25 protein-coding genes are annotated in these 24,455 nt (G+C 56.9%); 20 read left to right on the forward strand and 5 right to left on the reverse strand.

Annotated features, from left to right (window positions below; translation table 11 throughout):
- Positions 1–41: 41 nt before the first annotated feature.
- Positions 42–1,400 (reverse strand): hemolysin family protein, encoded by a 1,359-nt coding sequence (locus B5G03_RS04965; RefSeq protein WP_087180647.1) that lies wholly within the window; start codon positions 1,398–1,400, stop codon positions 42–44.
- A 477-nt stretch (positions 1,401–1,877) separates the two neighbouring features.
- Here B5G03_RS04965 and guaA point away from each other — a divergent pair, with 477 nt between their 5' ends.
- The 15 genes from guaA (at position 1,878) to B5G03_RS05035 (ending at position 12,342) form a co-directional block, all read left to right on the forward strand.
- Positions 1,878–3,419: a glutamine-hydrolyzing GMP synthase gene (guaA, locus tag B5G03_RS04970; protein ID WP_087180648.1), complete on the forward strand. Its 1,542-nt coding sequence runs from the start codon at positions 1,878–1,880 to the stop codon at positions 3,417–3,419.
- Between the two features lie 409 nt (positions 3,420–3,828).
- A complete protein-coding gene (locus B5G03_RS04975; protein WP_087180649.1) occupies positions 3,829–4,260 on the forward strand; it encodes a hypothetical protein in 432 nt (143 codons plus the stop codon).
- Between the two features lie 26 nt (positions 4,261–4,286).
- Positions 4,287–4,952, forward strand: a complete 666-nt coding sequence (locus B5G03_RS04980) for a hypothetical protein (RefSeq protein WP_087180650.1) — start codon at positions 4,287–4,289, stop codon at positions 4,950–4,952.
- A gap of 150 nt (positions 4,953–5,102) precedes the next feature.
- Positions 5,103–5,840, forward strand: coding sequence for a response regulator transcription factor (locus tag B5G03_RS04985; RefSeq protein WP_087180651.1), 738 nt, complete (start codon positions 5,103–5,105; stop codon positions 5,838–5,840).
- On the forward strand, positions 5,789–6,337 hold the full coding sequence (locus B5G03_RS17340; RefSeq protein WP_162613336.1) for a hypothetical protein: 549 nt from the start codon (positions 5,789–5,791) through the stop codon (positions 6,335–6,337). Before B5G03_RS04985 ends, B5G03_RS17340 begins: the two co-directional genes overlap by 52 nt.
- Positions 6,285–6,695 (forward strand): histidine kinase dimerization/phospho-acceptor domain-containing protein, encoded by a 411-nt coding sequence (locus tag B5G03_RS04995; RefSeq protein ID WP_162613337.1) that lies wholly within the window; start codon positions 6,285–6,287, stop codon positions 6,693–6,695. The genes B5G03_RS17340 and B5G03_RS04995 overlap by 53 nt, the downstream gene beginning before the upstream one ends.
- A gap of 21 nt (positions 6,696–6,716) precedes the next feature.
- Positions 6,717–7,058, forward strand: a complete 342-nt coding sequence (locus tag B5G03_RS05000; RefSeq protein WP_162613338.1) for a sensor histidine kinase — start codon at positions 6,717–6,719, stop codon at positions 7,056–7,058.
- 75 nt (positions 7,059–7,133) lie between these two features.
- On the forward strand, positions 7,134–7,961 hold the full coding sequence (locus B5G03_RS05005) for an ATP-binding cassette domain-containing protein (RefSeq protein ID WP_162613339.1): 828 nt from the start codon (positions 7,134–7,136) through the stop codon (positions 7,959–7,961).
- Between the two features lie 2 nt (positions 7,962–7,963).
- Positions 7,964–8,119, forward strand: a complete 156-nt coding sequence (locus B5G03_RS17345) for a hypothetical protein (RefSeq protein ID WP_162613340.1) — start codon at positions 7,964–7,966, stop codon at positions 8,117–8,119.
- Positions 8,112–8,861: a hypothetical protein gene (locus B5G03_RS05010; RefSeq protein WP_087180656.1), complete on the forward strand. Its 750-nt coding sequence runs from the start codon at positions 8,112–8,114 to the stop codon at positions 8,859–8,861. The genes B5G03_RS17345 and B5G03_RS05010 overlap by 8 nt, the downstream gene beginning before the upstream one ends.
- A gap of 15 nt (positions 8,862–8,876) precedes the next feature.
- Complete coding sequence (locus B5G03_RS05015; RefSeq protein ID WP_087180657.1) at positions 8,877–9,278, forward strand: YxeA family protein; 402 nt, start codon at positions 8,877–8,879, stop codon at positions 9,276–9,278.
- A 140-nt stretch (positions 9,279–9,418) separates the two neighbouring features.
- Positions 9,419–10,480, forward strand: coding sequence for an iron-sulfur protein (locus B5G03_RS05020; RefSeq protein ID WP_242962294.1), 1,062 nt, complete (start codon positions 9,419–9,421; stop codon positions 10,478–10,480).
- Positions 10,477–11,100: a type A chloramphenicol O-acetyltransferase gene (catA, locus tag B5G03_RS05025; RefSeq protein WP_087180658.1), complete on the forward strand. Its 624-nt coding sequence runs from the start codon at positions 10,477–10,479 to the stop codon at positions 11,098–11,100. The genes B5G03_RS05020 and catA overlap by 4 nt, the downstream gene beginning before the upstream one ends.
- 4 nt (positions 11,101–11,104) lie before the next feature.
- Positions 11,105–11,620 carry a P-loop NTPase family protein gene (locus B5G03_RS05030; RefSeq protein WP_087180659.1) on the forward strand — a complete coding sequence of 172 codons (516 nt, stop codon included), beginning with the start codon at positions 11,105–11,107 and terminating at the stop codon, positions 11,618–11,620.
- Positions 11,617–12,342: an alpha/beta fold hydrolase gene (locus B5G03_RS05035; protein WP_087180660.1), complete on the forward strand. Its 726-nt coding sequence runs from the start codon at positions 11,617–11,619 to the stop codon at positions 12,340–12,342. The genes B5G03_RS05030 and B5G03_RS05035 overlap by 4 nt, the downstream gene beginning before the upstream one ends.
- Before the next feature lie 135 nt (positions 12,343–12,477).
- Here the strand turns inward: B5G03_RS05035 and nifU are convergent, their stop codons facing one another.
- The 4 genes from nifU to B5G03_RS05055 all read right to left on the reverse strand — a co-directional run bounded on the left by nifU (position 12,478) and on the right by B5G03_RS05055 (position 15,903).
- Positions 12,478–12,933, reverse strand: a complete 456-nt coding sequence (gene nifU / locus B5G03_RS05040; protein WP_058965252.1) for a Fe-S cluster assembly scaffold protein NifU — start codon at positions 12,931–12,933, stop codon at positions 12,478–12,480.
- Positions 12,920–14,113, reverse strand: coding sequence for a cysteine desulfurase family protein (locus B5G03_RS05045; protein ID WP_087180661.1), 1,194 nt, complete (start codon positions 14,111–14,113; stop codon positions 12,920–12,922). The genes nifU and B5G03_RS05045 overlap by 14 nt, the downstream gene beginning before the upstream one ends.
- A 386-nt stretch (positions 14,114–14,499) precedes the next feature.
- The gene (locus tag B5G03_RS05050; RefSeq protein ID WP_087180662.1) at positions 14,500–15,174 is read right to left on the reverse strand and encodes a hypothetical protein; all 675 of its coding nucleotides are present in this window, start codon (positions 15,172–15,174) and stop codon (positions 14,500–14,502) included.
- Between the two features lie 309 nt (positions 15,175–15,483).
- On the reverse strand, positions 15,484–15,903 hold the full coding sequence (locus B5G03_RS05055; RefSeq protein ID WP_087180663.1) for an RrF2 family transcriptional regulator: 420 nt from the start codon (positions 15,901–15,903) through the stop codon (positions 15,484–15,486).
- A 383-nt stretch (positions 15,904–16,286) separates the two neighbouring features.
- On the opposite strand from B5G03_RS05055, the gene B5G03_RS05060 reads away from it, so the two are divergent.
- The 5 genes from B5G03_RS05060 to B5G03_RS05080 all read left to right on the forward strand — a co-directional run bounded on the left by B5G03_RS05060 (position 16,287) and on the right by B5G03_RS05080 (position 24,281).
- Positions 16,287–20,333: an efflux RND transporter permease subunit gene (locus tag B5G03_RS05060; protein WP_087180664.1), complete on the forward strand. Its 4,047-nt coding sequence runs from the start codon at positions 16,287–16,289 to the stop codon at positions 20,331–20,333.
- Positions 20,330–20,920, forward strand: a complete 591-nt coding sequence (locus B5G03_RS05065; RefSeq protein WP_087180665.1) for a TetR/AcrR family transcriptional regulator — start codon at positions 20,330–20,332, stop codon at positions 20,918–20,920. The genes B5G03_RS05060 and B5G03_RS05065 overlap by 4 nt, the downstream gene beginning before the upstream one ends.
- Before the next feature lie 188 nt (positions 20,921–21,108).
- Positions 21,109–22,032 (forward strand): calcium/sodium antiporter, encoded by a 924-nt coding sequence (locus B5G03_RS05070; protein ID WP_087180666.1) that lies wholly within the window; start codon positions 21,109–21,111, stop codon positions 22,030–22,032.
- 198 nt (positions 22,033–22,230) lie between these two features.
- The gene (locus B5G03_RS05075) at positions 22,231–22,944 is read left to right on the forward strand and encodes a LytR/AlgR family response regulator transcription factor (RefSeq protein ID WP_343286888.1); all 714 of its coding nucleotides are present in this window, start codon (positions 22,231–22,233) and stop codon (positions 22,942–22,944) included.
- A 5-nt stretch (positions 22,945–22,949) separates the two neighbouring features.
- Positions 22,950–24,281, forward strand: coding sequence for a sensor histidine kinase (locus B5G03_RS05080; RefSeq protein WP_087180697.1), 1,332 nt, complete (start codon positions 22,950–22,952; stop codon positions 24,279–24,281).
- Positions 24,282–24,455: the final 174 nt, after the last annotated feature.

Here is a 24,455-nt window from a genome sequence, read left to right on the forward strand (position 1 = left end):
CACGGGCGTTTTTATGGATTGGGGAGAGCAGCGGCGAAAGCTTAGCGGGCTTTTGTCCCCGCAGTTGTTTGGTCAGGCTCCGGCGGGGCCAGAGGGCTCACCACCGCGTCCTCCAGCCGGTGGTCTCGTACCCGGGCGGTGTGGATGCACACCGGCGGCAGCTTGGCGGAAAAACGCTCCTGGTCGGCAGGCACCGCGCCTAGCTGACCGAACACAAAGCCGCCGAAGGTGTCGTATGTATCCAGAAGCTCCTCGTCCAGCTCCAGCGACAGGCTGCGAGCGACCTCCTTCAGAGGAGCGGAGCCCTGCACCCGCCAGCGGCCGGGGGCCAGAGGCTCGATTTCCCGGGGCTGAGCGGCTTTTTCCATGTCGTCCTCCAGGTCGCCTACCAGCTGCTCCAGCAGGTCGTTCATGGTCACCACGCCGGTCACGCCGCCGTATTCGTCCAGTACCACGGCGAAATGATTGCGGGTACGCTTCATTTCCCGGAACAGCACGTCTGCCCGCAGATGCTGGGGCACGAAATAGGCCGGACGCACCGCCTTTTCCATCACCTGGGTGCGGCTGCGGTCCTGCAGGCGGAAATAATCCCGCACGTTCAGCACACCGATCACATCGTCGGCGGTCTCGCCGCACACCGGGTATTTTGCAAAACGGCTCTCCCGGATAGTGGCGTCCCAGACCTCGTCGCTGTCCTCCTGCCAGAGCACGGTCAGCTCGGTGCGGTGGGTGGCAAACTCGGCCACGGTGCGGTCATCAAACTCAAATACGTTTTGAATGAACTCACGTTCCTCCTGGTCGATCACACCCTTTTTGCTGCCCGCGTCCACCATCATGCGGATTTCTTCCTCGCTCACCTCGTCCTCCTCGGCGTTGGGGTCCAGGCCGCACAGCCGAAGCACAAAGTTAGTGGAGGCGGTGAGCACCCACACAATGGGGGAGGCCACTCGGGCCAGCGCCGAGATCATGCCGGACATGGCCAGCGCCAGGCTTTCCGCCTTTTTCATGGCCAGACGCTTGGGCACCAGCTCGCCGAATACCAGCGTGAAATAGGAAAGAATCAGGGTGATGAGCACCACCGATACCGCGTTCAGGGTCTGGGCGGGCACCGGCACACCTAGGCCGAGCAAGCCATCCACCAGGATGCCGGCGAAGTTGTCCGCCGCAAAGGCGCTGCCCAGAAAACCGGACAGGGTAATGGCAACCTGAATGGTGGCCAGAAAACGGGCGGGCTGGCTGGTCAGCCGGGCCAGCCGGACGGCGCGCTTGTCGCCCTGAGCAATAAGCTGGGCCAGCTTGGCGTCACTCACCGAGATCACCGCGATCTCGGCGCAGGCAAACACCGCGTTCAGCGCGATCAGAATGATTTGCAGAAGAATCTGCCATACAATAGGGTCCATAAAATAAAAAGCTCCTTTTTCGTATCAGTGAATCAAAACAAACAGGCGGGGAGGGAAGATCAGCTTGACGCCCTCAAAGAGGGGAGCGCTAGCGCAGCATCCGTCTGAAACGCAGAAAGACACGCCCGTTTCCCGCAAGGGCAGAAAACAGGTGTGTCTTGTATGGTCGGTTTGATTCAGTTGCATTGGGGCATCGAGCAGGGTCGCCGTCGTCCATAAATCAAATGTTCTCCTTTTCGGGTTTAGTGGGAATGACTAGATGATACAGGATGCGGGGTGGCTTTGTCAAGCGCCGGATGGGGGCGATTTTGGGCGCTTTTACCAGTATCCGCCGGATAATCGCTGTGCGCACTGGAAAAACGGAAAAAGCGGCGAAATACCGGGAAATTTTCGGTTTTGCGGTTTTCTTGCCCTGAAAGTTGTGCTATAATCATGGGTAAACTGTAAAGCAAACCAGTCGCAAAGGGAGGAAAATCAATGGCAGAAACCATCTTAGTTGTGGACTTTGGCGGCCAGTACAATCAGCTGATCGCCCGCCGTGTGCGTGAGTGCCACGTTTACAGCGAGATCGTGTCCTACACCAAGGCCATAGAGGCTATCCGGGAGAAAAAGCCCGCCGGCATCATCTTTACCGGTGGCCCCAACAGCGTATATCTGGAGGATTCCCCCTCCATCAGCACCGAGGTGTTCGAGCTGGGCATCCCCGTGCTGGGCATCTGCTACGGCTCGCAGCTGATGATGCATCTGCTGGGCGGCCATGTGTGCGTTGCCCCCGAGCGGGAATACGGCAAGACCGAGGTCAATGTGGACACCAACAGCAAGCTGTTCCAGGGCGTGAGCGAAAAGACCATCTGCTGGATGAGCCATAACGATTACATCGAGAAGGCGGCTCCCGGCTTTACCATCAGCGCCTACACCACCAACTGCCCGGTGGCCGCCATGGAGTGGCCCGAGCGCAACCTGTACGCCGTGCAGTTCCACCCCGAAGTGCTGCACACTCAGGAGGGTACCAAGATGCTCTCCAACTTTGTGTACAACGTCTGTGGCTGCAAGGGTGAGTGGACCATGGACTCCTTTGTGGAGAAGTCCATCGAGGCAATCCGCGCCAAGGTAGGCAACGGCAAGGTGCTGTGCGCCCTGTCCGGCGGCGTGGACAGCTCTGTGGCTGCCGTTATGCTGGCCAAGGCGGTGGGCAAGCAGCTCACCTGCGTGTTTGTGGACCACGGCCTGCTGCGCAAGAACGAGAGCGAAGAGGTTTGCAGCGTGTTCGGTCCCGAGGGTCCCTACGACCTGAACTTCATCTGCGTGAACGCCCGTCAGCGCTTCTACGATAAGCTCAAGGGTGTGGAAGAGCCTGAGAAGAAGCGGAAGATCATCGGCGAGGAGTTCATCCGCGTCTTCGAGGAAGAGGCCAAGAAGATCGGCACCGTGGACTTCCTGGTGCAGGGCACCATCTACCCCGACGTGGTGGAGAGCGGCGCCGGCGGTGAGAGCACCGTGATCAAGAGCCACCACAACGTGGGCGGTCTGCCGGATTACGTGGACTTCAAGGAGATCATCGAGCCCCTGCGTGACCTGTTCAAGGACGAGGTGCGCAACGCCGGCCGTCAGCTGGGTATCCCTGAGTACCTGGTAAGCCGTCAGCCCTTCCCGGGTCCCGGTCTGGCCATCCGCATCATCGGCGAGGTGACCGAGGAGAAGATCAAGATGGTGCAGGATGCCGACGCCATCTGGCGTGAGGAGATTGCCGCCGCCGGTGAGGACAAAAACCTGGGCCAGTACTTCGCAGCGCTGACCAACATGCGCAGCGTGGGCGTTATGGGCGACGAGCGCACCTACGATTACGCTGTGGCCCTGCGTGCGGTGACCACCACCGATTTCATGACCGCCGAGCCCGCCTATCTGCCCTGGGATCTGATCGCCAAGGTGACTAGCCGCATCGTGAACGAGGTTCCCCACATCAACCGCGTCATGTATGACTGCACCGGTAAGCCCCCGGCAACCATCGAGTTCGAATGATTTCATAGGCTGAAAAATCGCATAGTTAAGCGGTTTTCTGGTCTTTGAAATGGCTCGTGGCAACGATTTGGCAACACTTTTTCATTATTCATAAAAAGAGAGCTAACTGATTTTGATTCGTCAGTTAGCTCTCTTTTTTGTGAAGTGGTGTAAGACAAGAGGAATTGAGCGATCAATACGAGGTACGTCACGCAGAGCTTTGCATATTCGATCAAAAATTAGAAAATTCCCCTTGACATCGTATGAAAAGAACAGTATAATGAACACTGTTCAAGATACAAGATAGCCTACTTCTTTTTCAGAAAAGGAGAAAACCGGAGACGAAGCAGGTTGCTTCGAGAACTTGAAAACGACCCATAGGGGATTTTTTTATTTCCAATACTGAACGATGTTCAAGAGGAGGCAAACGATGAAGGTAAAACGCAATACACTGCTGCTTCTGGCCTGCCTGGTATGGAGTGCGGCAGGGTTCAATATTCTGCGCATCGGTCTAATGAGCTACCCGGCTTATCGGTCTGTGATGAATTACTTGTTGTCTGTTCTGGTTTTCGCGGTATTTCAGATCTTTATCTTTGGTAAACTGGTAAAAAAGCACACCGCGCGGATCAGCGGCTATGAAGAAGAGCGGCATTTCTTTTTGAAGTTTTTCGACAAAAAGGCCTTTGCCATTATGGCAGTAATGATGAGCGGCGGCATCGGGCTGCGGGCCAGCGGCATTGCGCCGGAGCAGTTCATCGCAGTCTTTTATACTGGCCTGGGCGCATCACTGCTGTTGGCCGGACTGCTGTTTGGTTGCAACTGGGGCAAAGCGGCATCCGTCGCGGCTGCCGGTTCGAAATAATATAGAGGATTAAAGGAGAAGAAACAATGCAGGCAATTGTAGAAACCGCATTTGACGCGGTATATCTGATTTCTGTCATCACCATCGGAATTCTGATGATTCGGGGGAGCAAGGGCAACCGTCAGTTCCGACTGTTCGGCTGGATGGCCGTAGTGCTGGGCGCGGGCGATTCCTTCCACCTGATTCCCCGGGCTCTGGCGCTGTGCACCACAGGGCTGGAAAACTACACCGTTCCCCTGGGTCTGGGCAAGTGGATCACCTCGGTGACCATGACCGTGTTCTATGTGCTGCTTTACTACGTCTGGCGGCAGCGCTATAAGATCACCGGCCAGAATGGCATCACTGCTGCGGTGTATATCCTTTCCGCTGTGCGTGTGGTCCTGTGTATGATGCCGCAGAACCAGTGGCTCAGCGCGGAATCTCCGCTCTCCTGGGGCATCTACCGCAACATTCCTTTCGCGCTGCTGGGCCTGCTGATCATCGTGCTGTTTTACCGCAGCGCCAAGGAGCATAACGATAAGGCTTTCCGTTGGATGTGGCTGACCATCGTGCTGAGCTTCGGTTTCTACATCCCGGTGGTGCTCTGGGCCGACACCATTCCCATGATCGGCATGCTGATGATCCCCAAGACCTGCGCCTATGTGTGGACGGTGCTCATTGGCTACTTCGCTATGAAGAAGGAATGCAAATAAATAAGCGTTGCTGAACGCCGGACTACTTCGCCCGCCGTATGCTTTTTGGCTGCGGCGGGCGAAGTGTTTTCTTGTGCGGCTCGGATTTGAGGTTTGTTAAAGGTATTTATGATATACTAAACTCATTCCAGAAGGAAGGCGGCAGGAAAGATGCGGATTTTACTGGTGGAAGACGAAGAATACATGGCCCAGGCCGTGGCGCAGGTTCTGGAAAAGAACAACTACGCCGTCGATCTGGCACACGATGGGGAATGTGGCTTGGACTGCGGGCTTTCCGGCATCTACGACATCATTATTCTGGACGTGATGCTGCCAAAGCGCAGTGGGTTTGAAATATTGAAAATCCTTCGCCAGCAAAAAATCTTCGTGCCGGTCCTGATGCTTACCGCCAGAAGCGAAACCGAGGACAAGGTAAACGGGCTGGACCTGGGAGCGGATGATTATCTGACAAAGCCCTTTGAAATGCAGGAGCTGCTGGCACGGCTGCGGGCACTGGCCAGAAGAAGGCAGGAAATCTCCCTTCCCAGCGACTGCTCGTTTGGAGATATCTTGCTGAATTCACACACATTGTCACTGTACTGCGGGAGTCAGAGCTTTAAGCTGACCTTAAAAGAAAGCCAGCTTTTGGAAATGCTGATGGATGCCCGGGGCGGAGTGATCTCGAAAAACAGAATCATTGAAAAGGTCTGGGGCTTTGACAGCGACGCAGAAGACCGCCATGTGGAGGTGTACATCTCATTTTTGCGAAAAAAGCTCAAGGCGCTGGATGCGAACACCACCATTGAAACGGTGCGGGGAATGGGCTATGCGCTGAAAGCGGGAAAGGAGCAGGCAAGATGTTTCAAAAACGAAAGCGCCGGTTTATCCTCACCAACATGGCTATGCTGACGGTGGTGCTGCTCATCTCTTTCACGGCCATCTATCTCATTACCGCCTATCACATCCAGAGCCAGAATCTTTTAAAGCTGGAAAACATCCATTCCAACACCCTGCGTTATCAGGACGCTTACGAAAAAGGCACGTTTTTTCAAATGGTGGTAACGCCGGAGGAATATTCCGAGGCCTTCGGCGTGATTGTGGACGAACAGGATCAGAGGGTCTTTGACAGCTCCTTCGGCATACTTGAAAAAGAGTGGGTCAACCAGGCCATCGAGCAGACCAATGGACGAAACGAAGGTCAAATTGTGCTGGAAGGGCGGCGCTTTCTGTTTTCAAGGGCGCCCGCCTATGCGAAGGTAGACTCCTCTTTGCAGAATGCCGCCGTTGAGCAGTTCAATCAAATTGACTTTTTTGGATGTTACCGCCTCCATGCGCAGCTTGCAGGAGCTGCTGATGGCCTTTGCGGGAGTGGGTCTGCTCACCCTGCTTGCCATGCTGGGAATTAGCATTCTGTTTGCAAAACGAGCGGTAGCGCCCATTGAGCAGTCCTATTATAAGCAAAAGCAATTCATTCAGGACGCATCCCATGAGCTGAAAACGCCGCTGGCTTCCATCCGGGCCAATCTGGAAGCACTGCAGGCAAACCGGCAGGAAACCGTCCAAAGCCAGCAAAAATGGCTGGACCATATTTTCCACGAAACCAGGCGCATGAGCAAGCTGGTGACCGAGCTGCTGGAGCTGGCCCGTGCCGGCCAGAGCGAGCAGCCGTTAATGCTGGAACCGGTCTGCCTGAGCAAATTGCTGGAGCGAACATTGCTTTCCGTGGAGGCCGTGCTTTATGAAAAGGATATTTCTCTGGAGTAGAAAATCCAGCCGGAGATTTTTGTGAAAGTAGACGCAGATAAGGTGGAACAGGTGATTCGTATTCTTTTGGACAACGCCTGTAAATATACCCCGCCCGGCGGAAACGTTGCGGTCTGCCTGCACCGTCAGAAACGGCATGCAGTCCTCACGGTAACCAACACCGGAGAGGGAATCGCGCCGGAACATATTGATAAGATTTTTGACCGCTTTTATCGGGTGGATAACTCCCGGAAGCACACCGGCAGCTATGGCCTTGGCTTGTCCATCGCCCGATCTCTGGTGGAACAGATGAAGGGCGAGCTTTTGGCACAAAGCGTACCGCATCAAAAAACCACCTTCACCGTTCGGCTGGCAGCGATATAATTGCTTGCCGTCTTATTGAAAATCATGGAACCTGTCGCCCCATTCCAACCAAGAATGGGGCGGCGGGTTTTCTTTTTGGCTGATTTTTTGCCCTATAGGGACGAAAACAGGGATGCAAAGTGCGATGTAACCCATGTTTTACGGGATAGTTGGTGGAGGCAACCGGCCTTTTGGGCTAAACTAGAGGCCGTAACGAGAGAACATGACCTCATATCCAAACAAAGGAGTAACGAAAGAATGGACATGATTTCATTGAGCCACATCAACAAAAGCTATGGCGAACATTCGGTTCTGCGGGATGTAAGCCTGACCGTCCGGCAGGGGGAGATCTACGGCCTGGTCGGAAAGAACGGCGCAGGAAAAACCACCATATTCAAAATCATCCTGGGGCTGACGGAATTTGATAAAGGGCAGCTTTCCATCACAAAAAGCCGCTCCAAAGCGGAGCTATCCGCCAGCCGAAGAAAAATCGGGTTTTTTATCGGAAAGAACTTTTTTGATTATCTGAACGCAAGGGAAAACCTGGAGTATTACCGCCGTCTGAAGGGAATTCGGGACAAAAGCGAAGTGGATCGGGTGCTGCGGCTGGTGGAGCTGGAAGATGCGGCCGGAAGCTTCGGTTCCTTTTCCATGGGAATGAAGCAGCGGCTTGGCATCGCGAACGCACTGCTGGGCAATCCGGAAATTTTGATTCTGGACGAACCGGTGAACGGACTTGACCCGCAGGGAATCGCCGACATCCGCAATTTAATTATCCGGCTGAACAAAGAATCCGGCATGACGATTCTTGTCTCCTCCCATATTCTGGGGGAACTGGAGCATACGGCAACGCGCTTTGGGCAACGCGCTTTGGAATCATCGACCAGGGGCGCGTTCTGCGGGAAATCACCCATGAGGATTTGAAGGTGCGAAACGATACCATTCAGATTCAGGTGGACGATTGCGAAAAGGCCAGCCGCCTGCTTCGTGAAAATCACATTCAGATTCTTCGGCAAACACCGGCGTACAAATCGCTGGAAGACTACTACTTCGAACTGGTGGGAGGGAAAAGCCATGTGTAATTATATCGGTGCGGATATTCGACGCGTTCTACACAAACCGTCCTTTCTGGGCGCAATTGGAACCTTTGCGGGCCTTTTTGCCCTGGCGGTGTTCATTTATTTCAATCCGACTTTCACAGCGGAGTTGTATGTGACGAAAATTTCCAGCTTCCTGAGTTTCTTTCCATTGATCGTTGGATTGTTCGTCTTTCTGTCCGTCTATGCCGACGATTTCAAATGCAGATCCATGCAGGTGGCCATCGGTTACGGAATTCCCCGGGGCAAAATCGTTCTGGGTAAGCTTTTGGAAAGCGCGGTGCTTCTGTTCGGCGTAGCTGCGGGGATGGCGGTTCTCATTCTCGCTGCGCCCATCCTTTTGGGCCTTGCTCCAAGCGCCGGACATCTGGAGCTGCTGGCGTTGACCGTGGCAGCGGAAATGCTTCGCACACTGGGGTATATTGCCCTTGCCAGTGTTTCGGTGTTCCTTTCGCAGAATGCGGTAAACGGCATCATCTTTTATGTGCTGCTTTCCTCAAAAACCGTGTACATCATCCTGACGATGCTTCTTGGGCAGGAGTTTTTGACCAACATGATCGGTGATCTGACGAAATATCTATACACCACGCAGCTTTATACCGCAAAGGGTCTCTTTGTGCAGCATGAATCCTTCTGGGGTATTCTGCTTCTGGCCGTGGGTATTTATGTGGTGGGCCCCACAATTCTTTCGGCGATTGCTTTCCACAAAAAAGAACTTGAGTTTTAAAGGAGAAAATAAAGCATGAAAAAGAAGAGTATCTGGATTTTGCCCCTTGTGGTAGTTTTTGCAGCGGGCGCGTTTTGGACAAAGGGATATTACAATGACCGGTATGTGGTTTCCGATTATTATTACACCCAGATCCCCGAAGATGAAATGAACGAGGATTCCTGGCTGCTGGATTCCGACGGAGCAAAGCAGGTCAAGGGAAAAGAATATGAACTGGTTGCGTACAACGCCCAGGGCGAAGAACGGGAAGTCTATTTCGCAAAGACCGGCAGTGCGGAGGATTATTATGCCCCTGGCACTTACATCCAGGTCAGCACCAGCAAAACGCTTGTGGCCGGGGTGGCCGTTGTGAATGAGGAGGATGTGCCCCCAGCTGCGCTGGAACAGATCGACACACTTGGAACCAGAATTCAGTGACCGCCCGGTGGATGGATTGGCTGATTTGATGTAAAATAAGACCAGAGATGAAGCTCTTTTCAGGTGAAGAAAGTGAGAGGTTAAAATATGGATGCTGCCCGAATGGCTACTACTTTCGTTGTTGTGTTGTATTTCTTGTTTTGGATTGCTGTCTTTTCTATGACGTGACCGCTCACCGTTATATAGAGGAAAACTGCTGTGATCTGGGCATGAAGGTGATTCGCGGACTTTCCGCCGATATGGAGGATTTGCTCTGCGAACAGGGGCAAAAGGATGCCCGAAACTTCTTTGATCAGCTGATGTTCTCCTGTGAACACGGGCCCTTTGTGGCGCCGCCGGTGAAGGCCCCGGCCCGGCAGAAAACCACCTACCAGCCTGTGTTGCCCCAGGCGGCCAAGGAGCGCAGCGGGGATGTGGTCATCGTGACCAACTGTGCCGAGACCGACGAGAATCTGGCCAACATGATCGCGGATTTCCGCGCCGCACTGCCCTGTGAAAGCCGGGTGGTAAACCTGCGTCAGTTCCCCTTTGACGGCAGTTGTCTGGGCTGCTTCGGCTGCGCTGTTACCGGAAAATGCGTGTATAAGGATGGCTTCGACGACTTTCTGCGGAATACCATCCAGACCGCGGACGCTTTTGTGTATGCCTTCACCATTGCGGACCACTATACCCAGTCCAGTTTCAAGTGCTTTGATGACCGGCAGTTCTGCAACGGTCACCGCACCGTGACCCACGGCACACCCATTGCGTATCTGGTCAGCGGTGACTACCGGTACGAGCCCAACCTGCGCATGATTCTGGAGGGCCGGGCCGAGGTGGGCGGCAACTATCTGTGCGGCGTTGCCACCGACGAGGGCGACACCGCCCGGGAAATTCGGCAGCTGGCGGAGAACCTGACCTTTGCCATGGACAAAAAGCTCACCCGCCCGGCCAATTTCTACGGTGTGGGCGGTATGAAGATTTTCCGGGACCTGATCTATGTGATGCAGGGCCTGATGAAGGCGGACCACAAGTTCTACAAGCAGCAGGGCATCTACGATTTCCCGCAAAAGCAGAAAAAACGCATTTTGCAGATGAAGCTGGTGGGCGCGCTGCTGGCAGTGCCCTCGATCCAGAAGCAGGCCAAGGGCAAGATGACCGAGGCCATCGTGGGCCCGTATCGAAAGGTGATCGAGCAGGTACAGGGAGGAAACAAACAATGAGCTTTACAAAAATCGACCGCACCGCCTGGCCGCGGGAGGAATATTTCAACCACTATTTCAGCCAGGTGCCCTGCACTTACAGCGGAACCTTCAAGCTGGATATCACCCGCCTGCGGCAGAGCGGGCAGAAACTGTATCCGGCCATGTTGTATTATCTGTCCACGGTAGTAAACCGGCATCAGGAGTTCCGCATGGCGCTGAACGAGGCGGGGGAGCCGGGCTATTACGATGTGGTCCACCCCTGCTATACCATCTTCCACAAGGAGACCGAGAGCTTCTCCAACCTGTGGACGGCCTACACGTCTGATTATGCGGCCTTCTGCGCCGCCTATGAGCAGGACATGGCAGCCTACGGAAACAACCCGGGCATGATGGCCCGTCCGGATACCCCGGCCAATACCTTCCCGGTTTCCATGATTCCCTGGACCAGCTTCGAGGGTTTCAATCTGAACCTGCAAAACGGTTACGACTATCTGCCGCCCATCTTCACCATGGGCCGGTTTTATGAGGAAAACGGCCGGGTGCTGCTGCCGCTGGCGGTGCAGGTACACCACGCAGTGTGCGATGGCTTCCATCTGTGCCGCCTGGTGAACGAGCTGCAGGAACTCTTGAACGGGTGAGAACATGGAACGAGTGATTGTGATCGGCTGCCCCGGCGCGGGCAAAAGCACCTTCGCCCGGGCGCTGCACCAGGAGACCGGTCTGCCGCTTTATTATCTGGACCGGATCTGGCACAAGCCGGACCGGACCGAGCTTTCCCCGGAGGAATTTGACGCGGCGCTGGCGAATATCTTAAAGCAGCCCCGCTGGATTATCGACGGCAACTACCTGCGCACCATGGAAATGCGCCTGGAACGGTGCGACACTGTGTTTTTTCTGGATTATCCGCTGGAGCTCTGTCTGGAGAGCGCGGCCGCCCGCATCGGAGTTGCCCGGGAGGATATGCCCTGGGTGGAGACGGAGTTTGACCCGGAGTTTCGCAGCTGGATTGAGGATTTCCCCAAGACCCAGCTGCCCCGGATGAACGAGCTGCTGGCTTCCTTCCGGGAGAAAGCTACCATCATCCGATTTCATTCCCGCCAGCAGGCGGCCGCCTGGCTGACAGAATGGGAGCGGGTAAGAAAAGGAGAAAATGAATGAGCAAACGCAAGATGCCCCTGCGCAAAAAGCTGCTGATCGCCGGAGCCGTGGTCCTGGCGGTGCTGGTCCTGCTGACCGGGGCCTTTTTCTGGTATGTATCCGATTATTACCGGGCCGAGGATGTGGCCCTGGCGGTGCTTTCCGGGGAGGATGGCATTACCGTGCAGGATGACCTGACCATTCTGTCGCCCTCCACGCCCACCGATACCGCCATCATCTTCTATCCCGGGGCCAAGGTGGAGGCGCAGGCCTATCTGCCGCTGCTGGACCAGATTCGTCAGACCGGCGTGACCTGCATTCTGGTGGAAATGCCTTTTAATATGGCGATTTTTGATTCCAACGCCGCCGAAGAGGTGATGGAGCAGTTCCCGGAGGTGGAGCATTGGTACATCGCCGGGCATTCCATGGGCGGAGCCATGGCCTCCCAGTTCGCCGCAAATCACCCGGATGAGGTGGATGGTCTGATTCTGTTGGGGGCCTACATCTACGGAGACTACTCCCCGGCGGATACCCTCACCGTGTACGGTTCTTTGAACCAGAGTGTGGAGGATAAGCTGGATTACACTGAGAACGTGGTGGAGATTGAGGGCGGCAACCACGCCCAGTTCGGCAACTACGGCCCCCAGAAAGGGGATGCCCCCGCGACCATTTCCGCAGAAGAGCAGCAGAAGCAGACCGTGGAGGCCATCGAGGAATTCATCGGCAGCCGAAGCGCTGCCTGACGGTTTGAAAAAAGAACGCGCACCACGCGCAAAACGCAAAGGACCGGCCGCCCAGTGGGCGAGCCGGTCCTTTGCCGCAAAATGCAGATTGGAGGATGTTATGAAAAGAGGGGGAAATCAGAGAAAAAGCAGTCCTTACTCCTCGTCGTGGCCGTGACCGTGGTCATGGCTGTGACAGCCGCCGCAGCAGCCGTTGCAGGAGGGGATGTCGTCGGTAGGCAGGCCGTTGCGGGTGCGGTAGTCGGCGATGGCCGCCTGTACCGCCTCCTCGGCCAGCACCGAGCAGTGGATCTTGTGGGGCGGCAGGCCGTCCAGCGCCTCGGTGACCGCCTTGTTGGTCAGCTTCAGCGCCTCGTCCACCGGTTTGCCCTTGATCATCTCGGTGGCCATGCTGCTGGAAGCGATGGCGCTGCCGCAGCCGAAGGTGTTGAATTTTACGTCGGTAATGATATCGTTGTCGATCTTCAGATAGATCTTCATGATATCGCCGCACTTGGCGTTGCCCACCTCGCCAACGCCGTCGGCGTCGTCGATGGTGCCCAGGTTGCGGGGGTTGAGAAAATGGTCCATGACCTTATCACTGTATAACATAGTTCTTGATTCCTTTCTGAAGATCGTTCCAAACGGGGGAGATCAAGCGCAGGTAGGCCACCACATCGGTTACGGCCTGGATGATGTGCTCCATCTCTTCGGGGGTGTTTTCCGGGCTCAGGGTCAGGCGCAGCGAGCCGTGGGCTACCTCATGGGGCAGGCCGATGGCCAGCAGCACGTGGCTGGGGTCCAGCGAACCAGAGGTGCAGGCGGAGCCGGAAGAGGCGCCAATGCCCTTCTGGTCCAGCAGCAACAGCAGCGACTCGCCCTCGATGCCCTCAAAGCAGAAGCTGGCGCAGCCGGGCAGCCGGTGCTCCCGGTCGCCGGTGAGGGTGGAGTGGGGAATTGCGGAAAGACCCTCGATCAGCCGGTCCCGCAGCGCGGAAACCCTGGCGGTGTTGGCGTCCATGTCCCGCACGGCGTCCTGCAAAGCAGCGGCCATGCCGGCGATGGCAGGCAGATCCTCGGTACCGGCCCGCTTGCCCCGCTCCTGGGCGCCGCCCTCGATCAGACTGGTCAGCGCCACACCCTTGCGGGCATACAGTGCGCCCACGCCCTTGGGTCCATGGAACTTGTGGGCGGAAAGACTGAGCATGTCGATGTTGTCCGCCTGCACGTCGATGGGCAGATGGCCCACCGCCTGTACCGCGTCGGTGTGGAAGAGTACACCCTGCTCGCGGCAGATGGCTCCGATGGCCCGGATGGGCTGGATGGTGCCGATCTCGTTGTTGGCGTACATCACGCTCACCAGCACGGTGTCCGGCCGGATGGCGGCCTTCACGTCCTCAGGGCGGACGATGCCGTTTTCGTGAACGTCCAGATAGGTCACCTCAAAACCCTGCTTTTCCAGCTTCTGCAGGGTGTGCAGCACCGCGTGATGCTCGAATTTGGTGGAGATGATATGCTTTTTGCCCTTGCGCTGGCCAATGGCCGCGGCGGAGAGCAGGGCCTGGTTGTCGGCCTCGCTGCCGCCGCCGGTGAAGATGATCTCACGGGGCTCGCAGTTCAGAATCTCCGCGATGGCCTGACGGCTCTCGGCCAGCTGCACGGCGGCCAGCTGGCCGGGGGTGTGCAGGCTGGAGGGGTTTGCGTAGTTGTTTTCGATCACGCCAAGCATGACCTCGGCGGCGTGGCGGCTCATCTTTGTGGTGGCCGCATTATCGGCGTAGATATAGCCCATTTGTATTCCTCCTGAATCAAACTGCCGGATACCCGGCAGGAAACACTGTAGCAGGGTGAGAAAGTTAATTCCCATCGTTGCAATAGGATAATAACATGAAAAACCAAGAAAGTCAATAGGAAAAAAGAAAAATGAATATACTGAAAATGACTTTGTTGCGCAAGGGTACAGAATGCTGCCATAATACCAAAAATCCGCACGCTTCTGGCCTGCAACTGGCTTGAAACGGCGGATTTTCTATACTGTTAATGAGATTTGGAAATTTCGAAAGGCGAATGTCAATGTGCTGTGGATTCATTTTGCAGCAGCCTTTTGTATAATAATAAATGATTCGAGTTTAAGTATTTCGCTTTTTCTGCTGGCCATAATCCAACGGCAGAAAAGAGTCAGACAAGTTTTATCCCGGTTTCTGCTTCAAAGGAATCTGCCCATTTCTTGTCACGATAAAAAACGATACATTCCTGGTATCCATCTCCGGTAAAAAACAGCTGTTTTCCGTTCCCGTGTTTCTTGATGATCTTGTTCAATTCTTCTGCGACCCGAAAGTCAAACCAGTCGTGTTCAAACTCTGCCTCCAAAGTAAATTGTTCGCCCTGCCATTCAAACGTAACCATTCGTTTGCCGGTCCCTTTCTCCCAATTTACGCGGCTGGTGTCCTCCTGTATATTCTCAAAAGCAAGCTCTTCCGGGTTCAAAGCGGAGACTCCGACCAGAAAATTGGTATACATTTTGTCCAGATCGAAGATTTCCATGTCAAAAGAGTACACGCCGTTGCTGGAAGGAAGCCACGACATGGCTTCTGTATCGTATTGACCGCGTCCCAGCTCGGATAATAAAATGGCGCCCTTATTAAGCATAACCTCCGGCGGCAGCGTACTGTAACTTTCTTCCAGTGCTTCTGTGATCTGTGGGGTTGCTTCCTGTATATCATATTTGCCAAAAACATTCGCAAATTCTGCAAATGTTTCCGGTTTTTTGCTGGTTGCTGTTGCATTGTTTTCGAATCCACAACCACTGAAACAGAACGGAATTAATAAAACCAAGGACAGAAATTTTTTCATGTGAATGACACCTCCTTTTATTTGGCAAAAGCAGTTTTCTTTATTGTACTCTTTTTTGTCAGAAAAGGAAGAGGATTTGCCCAATCACATCTCCATTCGTTGGCCTGCAAATGGAAAAGCTCTGGATACATCTGAAAATGGCATCTTGATTTCTCTGAAAACGCGACAAAGCCGGGCTTCTCCTTCTGGTGAAGCCCGGCTTTGCCGTGCGTTGTTTTCTTATGCCACACTGGCTTTTAGAGACTTTTCACAAAGAATAGAGTCTGTTACACTGCGTTCGTTTTGCAACAATTCTATACTTTAAAAAGCTCAAACAGGCGGGAGCGTGCCGTCCAGCATATCCTGCAGGGTCACGCTCTGCAAAAAGTTTTCCACCAGCTGGTCCAGCCGCTGCCACAGGGGCAGGGTGGCACACTGGTCGGCACGAGGGCAGTCGCCGTCGGAGCATTCCCGGCAGTTCACCGGTGCAAGCCCGCCCTCGGCAGCCTTCAGAATTTCGCCCACGGTGTACTCCGCGGGGGAAAGGACCAGGCGGTAGCCGCCGGCCTTGCCGCGCCGGCTCTCCAGAAAACCGGCCTTGTTCAACAGCGCTACAATGGCTTCCAGGTACTTCATCGAGATGCCCTGCCGTTCGGCCACGCCGCCCAGAGCGACATATTCTTCCGGCGGGTTTTGCGCCAGATCCATCATAACGCGCAGAGCATAGCGCCCCTTGGTGGAGATCATCATAAACACAACACCTCATCACAGATCGGTACGGCCCGTCCGCAGGCCGCGCACACACTTCAACATGGATATTGTCTGATATTTTCCCACAAAAATCAAGGGGTTACAAACAAAACGGTGATTCGTATGAATTGCGCGCCCGCTTCGGATAAAATTTGTGCAAATATCTCAGGAAAGACCGACTTTTTCTGCATGCAAAAGCAAGTTTATGCAGCGGCCTGGGCACGAGACGGCCGAAAAATAAATTTTGGTCCCGGTCTTGCCTGGCATGAACCGTGGGTGTATACTGATTTGGTGGACCGACCGACCGGTCGGTCGGTTTTGCGCTGCTGTGTATTTTTGCATGGCGGCTTCATTTTGCAAGATTCCTTAAGGAGTAAGCAGCTATGTCCAAATATTGCGTGAAAAAGCCGTTTACTGTGGTGGTGGCGGTGATCATGGTGATCGTACTGGGCGTGATCAGTTTTACCAGCATGACCACGGATCTTCTGCCCGCTATGGAACTGCCCTATGTAATGGTGGTCACCAGCTATCCCGGCGCCAGCCCCGAGCGGGTGGAGGCAGCGGTGACCGCTCCGCTGGAGGCAGGTCTGGGCACCGTGAGCGGTGTGAAAAACGTGACCAGCACCTCCAGCGAGAACGTGAGCATGGTGGCCCTGGAATTTGAGCAGGATACCAACATGGACAGCGCCATGGTGGCTCTGTCCACCGCGCTGGACCAGATCAAGGGAGCATTGCCGGATACGGCTCAGAACCCTATGCTGATGCAGCTTTCGCCGGATATGCTCCCGGTGATGATCGCCAGCGTGGACATGGAGGATATGGATATCTACGAGCTCACCGAGTTTGTGGATTCCGACGTGATCCCCGGTTTTGAACGGCTGGACGGCGTGGCCAGTGTGAGCGGCACCGGCATGGTGGAACAAACCCTGCAGGTGACCCTGAACCAGGAAAAAATCGACGAGGTGAACACTCGGATCCTGGCCAGTGTGGACGACAAGCTGGCCGAGGCAAAGCAGGAGCTGGACGACGCCCGCCAGAAGGTGGAGGACGGCCGCGCCGAGCTGGAAAGCGGCAAGACCGCACTGGAGGATAAGCAGGCCGAGACCGCCAGTCAGCTGGCGGAGGGCAGCGCCCAGCTGGATTCCGCCATCGCGCAGGCCCAGGCCCTGGCCAGCCAGGAGACCGCCCTCGCCGCCAGCAAGACCGCGCTGGAAACGGAGAAGAAGGGCTATGAGGACGGCGCAAAGCAGATCGCCGACGGTCTGGCCAAAATGGACGCAGGCCTTGCGCAGATGGATGAAGGCCTGACCCAGATCACCGGCGGCATCGCAAAGATCGACGCTGCGGTGGCGGGCATTGACCAGCTGTTGGCCATGGGCCTGCCGGAGGACACCGCCCTGAGCGATCTGTCGGCCATGCTGCCCACCCAGGAGCTGAAGGACGCGGTGCAGGCGCTGATCGACCAGGGCATGACCACCCTGGGGGATCTGACCGCAGGCAAGGAGCAGCTGCTGACCCAAAAGGAGGAGCTGACCACCCAGCAGGAGAGCCTGAGCGCGCAGCGCGCCGAACTGGCTGCCCAGCGAGAAGCGCTGGCGGCGCAGCAGACCCAGCTGCAGCAGAAGATGGATGAGCGCTTGCCCCAGATCGAGACTGAGCTGGCCAATCTGGAAACCGAGCTGATGGCGGCCAAGATGATGAAGGAAGCCGCCCAGGAGGGCCTGGAAAAAGCGCAGGAGGCCTATGAGCAGCTGGAGAGCGGCAAGATGATCGCCGCGGCGGGCTTTGGCAGCGGCCAGGCCCAGCTGGCGGCGGCGGAGCAGTCGCTGACCCAGGCCGAGGAGCAGATGGAGCAGGCCCAGGAGCAGTTTGAAGACGCCCGCCAGCAGGCGATGGAGCAGGCGGACCTCTCCACCTTGCTCACCAAGGACATGGTGAGCGGCCTGGTGATGGCTCAGAACTTCTCCATGCCTGCGGGCTATATCAAGGAAGGGGACGACTCCTACATCCTGCGGGTGGGCGATGCCTTCTCGGACCAGGAGAGCGTGGAGAACGCCCTGCTGATGCATATTGACGGCGTAGGCGACATCCGCCTACAGGACGTGGCGGACATTGCCATGACCGACAACAGCGCCGAGAGCTATGCCCGGGTGAACGGCAACAGCGCGGTGGTGCTGACCATCCAGAAGGGCTCCACCGCCTCCACCAGCGAGGTGTCCAAGGAAGCCAACCGGGCCATTGAGCAGCTGCAGGAAAAATACCCCGGCCTGCGCATCACCCCGCTGATGGACCAGGGCGACTACATCCAGATGACGGTGAGCAGCGTGCTGTCCAACCTGGCGTGGGGCGGTGTGCTGGCGGTCATTGTGCTGGCGGTCTTCCTGAAGGACTTCAAGCCCACCCTGGTGGTGGCGCTGAGTATCCCCATCAGCCTGATGTTCGCGGTGGTGCTCATGTATTTCTCCGGCGTCACCCTGAACATGATTTCCCTGAGTGGTCTGGCTCTAGGCGTGGGTATGCTGGTGGATAACTCCATCGTGGTGATCGAAAACATCTATCGTATGCGCAGCGAGGGTACCCCGGCGGCCAAGGCGGCGGTGCGGGGTGCCAAGGAGGTAGCGGGCGCTATCGCAGCCTCCACCCTCACCACCATCTGCGTGTTCCTGCCCATCGTGTTTACCCAGGGCATTACCCGCCAGCTGTTCACCGATATGGGCCTGACCATCGCCTATTCTCTGGTGGCCAGCCAGCTGGTGGCCCTTACGCTGGTGCCCGCCCTCAGCAGCACCCTGCTGAAGACCGCCAGCGAAAAGCGCCACCCCTGGTTTGAAAGCATGGTGAATGGCTATGCCCGGGCGCTGCGGCTCTGCCTGCGGCACAAGGTGCTGCCGCTGGGCCTGGCAGCGGTGCTGCTAGGTGTGGCTGTGTGGCAGACTGCCCGCATGGGCATGGAGTTTATGCCCTCCATGGGCGGCAACCAGGTGAGCGCCACGCTCACCCTGCCTCAGGGCACTAAGCGCCAGGATGCCTACGAAATGGCCGATCAGGCTATGGAGACCATGCTGCAGGTCCCCGGCGTGGAAACCGTGGGCGCCATGGACGGCGGCAGCACCGCCAGCCTGCTGGGCATGGGCGGCAGCAGCTCCAGCACGGTGGAAAGCATGAGCTTCTACCTGCTGCTCGGCGAGGAGGGCGCAAAAAACAGCCAGGCTCTGGCGGACCAGATGGCCCAGGACGTGCAGGAGCAGCTGCCCGGCTGTGAGCTGGCAGTGTCCACCTCCAATATGGATATGTCGGTTCTGGGTGGCAGCGGTATGGAAATCGTCATCCAGGGCCGCGACCTGGATACCCTGCAGTCCATCAGTCAGGACATGATGGACCTGCTGGGCCAGGTGGAGGGCTTCACAGAGATCAGCAACGGCCAGGAGGACGGCGCGCCCCAGATTCGGGTGACCGTGGACAAAGACAAGGCCATGCAGTACGGCTTGACCGTGGCGCAGATTTACAGCGAGCTTTCCGCCGCACTCACCACCGAGACCACCTCCACTACTCTCACCGTGGGGCAGGACGACTACGACGTGGTGATCGTGGACGAACGAGATGCGCTGACCCGGGAGAATCTGCTGGATTATCCCTTCACCGTGCAGGTGCAGGGAGAGAACGGCGAGAGCGAGGAGGAGACCCACACCCTGGGCGAGTTTGCCACGGTGCAGACCGATGCCAGCCTGGCCTCCATCAGCCGTGACAACCAACAGCGTTATATGACCGTGACTGCGGTTACCGAAGAGGGCTACAACACCACCCTGCTCAGCCGTCAGGTGGAGCAGCTGCTGGCAGACTACCAGGCCCCGGAGGGATATACCATCCAGATCAGCGGCGAGGTGGAGACCATCCAGAACGCCATGGTGGACCTGGTGAAGATGATCGCCCTGGCGCTGGTGTTCATTTATCTGATCATGGTGGCCCAGTTCCAGAGCCTGCTCAGTCCCTTTATTGTTATGTTCACTATCCCGCTGGCCTTCACCGGCGGCCTGCTGGCGCTGTGGATCAGCGGCCAGCAGCTCTCGGTGATTTCGATGCTGGGCTTTTTGATCCTGGCGGGCGTGGTGGTAAACAACGGCATTGTGTTCGTGGACTACGCCAACCAGCTGCGGCTGGCTGGTATGGAAAAACGGGACGCGCTGGTGCTCACCGGCCGCCGTCGCATCCGGCCCATCCTGATGACCGCTCTGACCACCATCCTGGCCATGAGCACCATGGTGTTCTCCCAGGATATGGGAGCGGAAATGAGCCGTGCCATGGCCATTGTGACCATCGGCGGCCTGGCCTACGCCACCCTGCTCACCCTGTTTGTGGTGCCGGTGCTGTATGACCTGCTGTTCCGCAAGCAGCTGAAAAAGGTGGACCTGGGAGAGGAGGATGAGGAATGAGCGAGCAGACGCGGGAAAAGATCTTCCAGGGCGTGCTGAGCCTTGCCCAGCAGGGAGTGCCCATGTATGAGGTAAAGGTACAGGCCATTGCCACCGCCGCGGGTCTGGGCAAGGGAACGCTGTACGAATATTTCTCCTCCAAGGAGGAAATCCTGGCGGCGACCATGCTCTGGTGCATGGACCGGGAGCTGAATGCTCTGGAGGAGCAGCTGGCAGCGTGCGCTTCCTTTGAAGAGCAGCTGGAAAGCAGCCAGCGTTTTGTGGTGAAAATGCTGCTGGAGCGGGGCAGCAGCTACCGGGTGATCGCCGCCGCGCTCACGGCGCCCCAGGCGGCGCAGGAGCTGCCCGACGCGGCCCGTCAGCCGCTGGAGCAGCGCAAGGAGCGGCTGACCGCTCTGATCCAGCAGGTGATCGACACCGGCCGCAGGGAAGGCCGGGTATCGCCTGCCAGCAGCGACGAATACTGTCATTATGTGCTCAAGGCGGCACTGCTCAGTGTCTGCGCGGCTCAGAGCTGCGAAGGGGAGGCAGGGCTGAACCGGAGCGGAGCGCATGTGCGCGCCATGATCTGCAAGGCGCTGGCATAAGAGAAAATAAACGCCGCCGGGCTGTTTTCAGCGGCCCGGCGGCGTTTTGTGCAGCGATTTGAAGCAAACAGTGTCCATGTGCTTGACAACAGGGGAATGGAACTCGTATTATGGTAATCGGTTCGTGCCGTTTCGGCAGGGTTCGCTTGCTTTATAATACGGAGAATGAAAGAGAAAGAGGAAACAACATGTTAGTCAATATTGTGATCCTGCTGGTGGGCTTTGCCCTGCTGGTCAAAGGCGCAGATGCCTTTGTGGATGGCTCCTCTGGCATTGCCCGCCTGCTGCGGGTTCCGTCGGTGGTGATCGGTCTGACCATCGTGGCCATGGGCACTAGCCTGCCGGAGGCCTCTGTGAGCATCACCGCCGGTCTGGCGGGCAGCAACGGCCTGAGCCTGGGCAACGTGATCGGCTCCAACCTGTTCAACCTGCTGGTGGTGGCCGGCGGCTGCGCGTTGATTCTGGCTTTCGGCATCGAGCGGCAGCTCATTGTGCGGGATTTCCCGGTCTACGTGGGTGCCTCCGCTTTGCTGGTGCTCTTCTTGCTGGACGGCGTGCTTCAGCGCTGGGAGGGTCTGGTGCTGCTGGCCTGCATGGTGCTGTACATGATCTGGACCGTGTGCGCGGCCATGAAGGAGCGCACCGAGGAGGATGCAGGGGAGAAGCCCTCTGTGGCAAAATGCCTGCTGTTTGTGGTGGTGGGCGTCGTGGCCATCATCTGGGGCGGTGATCTGGTGGTGGACAGCGCCAGCGCCATTGCCGCTGCCATGGGCCTGAGCGAGACCCTGATCGGCCTGACCATCGTGGCGGTGGGCACCAGCCTGCCGGAGCTGGCTACCAGCATCGTGGCGGCCCGCAAGGGCGAGAGCGGCCTGGCACTGGGCAACGCCATCGGCTCCAGCACCTTCAACATCCTGTTCATCCTGGGCGCGTCCAGTGCGCTGACCGCCATCGAGAGCTCCGCCGAGGTGTTCACCGACGCGGTGGTGCTGCTGGTGGTCACGGCAGTCATGTGCCTGTGGTGCTGGCTGCAGGGCCGGATGAGCCGGCTGATGGGCGGTATCGGCATCCTGGTCTATGTGGGCTATATCGTGTATGCGATCCTGCGCTGAGCAGCAGAAAACCAATCAGAAAGACAACGGCGCGGCGGGCGAGCAAGGCCCGCCGTGCCGTTTTTGTGAAAAAATGAGGGCCCAGCCCGGCGGGCTTTGGGCATACTTGCCAAACCCCGGGGGCTTCCTTATAATAGGTAATGAAAAAGCAGTCGGTAAAACTTGCGGAATTTGAAAACGGAAAGGACGGCACAATGAATGATGATCAGCGTTGCGATCGTGGAGGATGAGGCGGCCTATGCACAGCAGCTGCGGGAATTCCTGGTGCGCTACTCCCAGGAGAGCGGGCAGGAGTTCGAGATCAGCATCTTTTCCGATGGAGACGAGATCGTGGAGGGCTACAAGGCTCAGTACGATCTGATCCTGCTGGATGTGGAGATGAAATTCATGGACGGCATGACCGCCGCCGAGGAGATCCGCCGGGTGGACCCGGAGGTGGTGATCATCTTCATCACCAATATGGCCCAGTACGCCATCCGGGGCTACGCGGTGGACGCCATGGACTACGTGCTCAAGCCGGTGAGCTATTTTGCTTTTTCCCAGCGGCTGAGCCGGGCCATCCAGCGGATGAAAAAGCGGGCCCGCCGCTACATGACCATCAGCATCAAGGGCGGGGCCCAGAAGCTGGACATCGACAAGATCTATTATGTGGAGAGCCAGGGCCACAACCTGATCTTCCACACCGAACAGGGCGACCATGTGACCAGCGGCACCATGAAGGACGTGGAGGGCAAGCTGGAACCCCTGAATTTCTTTCGCTGCAACAAGGGCTATCTTGTGAATCTGGAGCATGTGGACGGTGTGCAGGGCGGCTGCGCATTGGTGGGCGGCCAGGAGCTGCTGATCAGCCGGGGCCGCAAAAACGACTTTATGGAAGCGTTGGCCAACTATGTGGGCGAGGTGATCAAGTGAACACCATGCCCTTTCCGGATATTCCCCGCCTTTACACCGCCATTGCGGAGTGGCTGGCCTGCATGGTCTATATTGCTCAGCTGCCGCTGCGCATCCGGGGCTGGCGGCTGGCAGGGGTCAGCGCCGGCATGCTGGCGGTGCAGTGCCTGTTTTTGGAGTTCACCGGCGACGCGCCGCTGTTTTTGTGGATGCCCTGCATGATGGCGGCCATTGGCCTGATGCTGGCGCTGTTCTGCGCCTGCTGCAATCTCCCGGTGCTGGACGCCTGCTACCATTGCATGCGGGCCTTCCTGCTGGCGGAGTTCGCGGCGGCCCTGGAATGGCAGCTGTACTTTTACACCCTGTTCCGGCTGGGCTGGCACAGCAAGATCTGGGAGCTGCTCTGCCTGGCGGTGATCTATGCGGCGGTGTTCGGTTTTATTTTCCTGCTGGAACGGCACCGGAGGGAAGCTACCCGCCATTTCAAGGTCACGCCCCGCGAGACCGTCAGCGCCGCAGCCATCGGTCTGGCCGCGTTCCTGATGAGCAATCTCAGCTATGCCTACAGCAACACCCCCTTCAGCGGGGGCTTCGTGACCGACATCTTCAACACCCGCACCCTGGTTGATTTGGGCGGTCTGGCGATTTTGTATGCCTATCATGTGCAGCGGGGTGAGCTTCACATGCGCTATGAGCTGGAGTCCATCCAGAATGTGCTGCAAAATCAGTATGCGCAGTACCGGCAGTCCCGCGAGAGCATTGATGTGATCAACCGTAAATATCATGATCTGAAGCACCAGATCGCGGCCCTGCGGGCAGAGAGCGACCCGGAGCGCCGTGCCGCCTGGCTGGACGAGATGGAAGAGGACATCAAAACCTACGAGGCCCAGAATAAGACCGGAAACGCGGTGCTGGATACCGTGCTCACCAGCAAAAGCCTGTATTGCCAGAAGCATGGCATCACCCTCACCTGTGTAGCGGACGGCACCCGCCTGGGCTTTATGAGCGTGATGGACATCTGCACCATCTTCGGCAATGCGCTGGACAACGCCATCGAGTGCGAATTACGCATCGCGGACAAGTCCAAGCGGCTGATTCACGTGACCGTAGCGGTGCAGAAGAGCTTTTTGCTGCTGCGCTTCGAGAACTACTACGAAGGCACGCTGGAGTTTGAGGGCGGTCTGCCGGTGACCACCAAAAAGGAGAAGGCATATCACGGCTTCGGCATCAAGAGCATCCGTTATACTGCGGAAAAGTACGGCGGCAGCGTGACCGTGGCCGCCAAGGACAACTGGTTTGAGATGAAGGTTCTGCTTCCGCTACCCAAAGAGGGGCAGCCCAAAGCGAAACCGGAGTAAACAGAACATGGCCCGCGCAGTTTTCACAGTTCAGTGAAACTGCGCGGGCTGTTTTTGTGTGAATTTACGAAATTGAAATGATTTTGTAACTTGTCAAAGGTCATTGGTGAATGTGACGAAAACAGGCGGGAGAAATTTGTGCGGAATCCATAAAGAGAAAATCCGTTTGTGCGC

This window comes from Gemmiger sp. An50 (assembly GCF_002161595.1).
GTDB lineage: Bacteria > Bacillota > Clostridia > Oscillospirales > Ruminococcaceae > Allofournierella.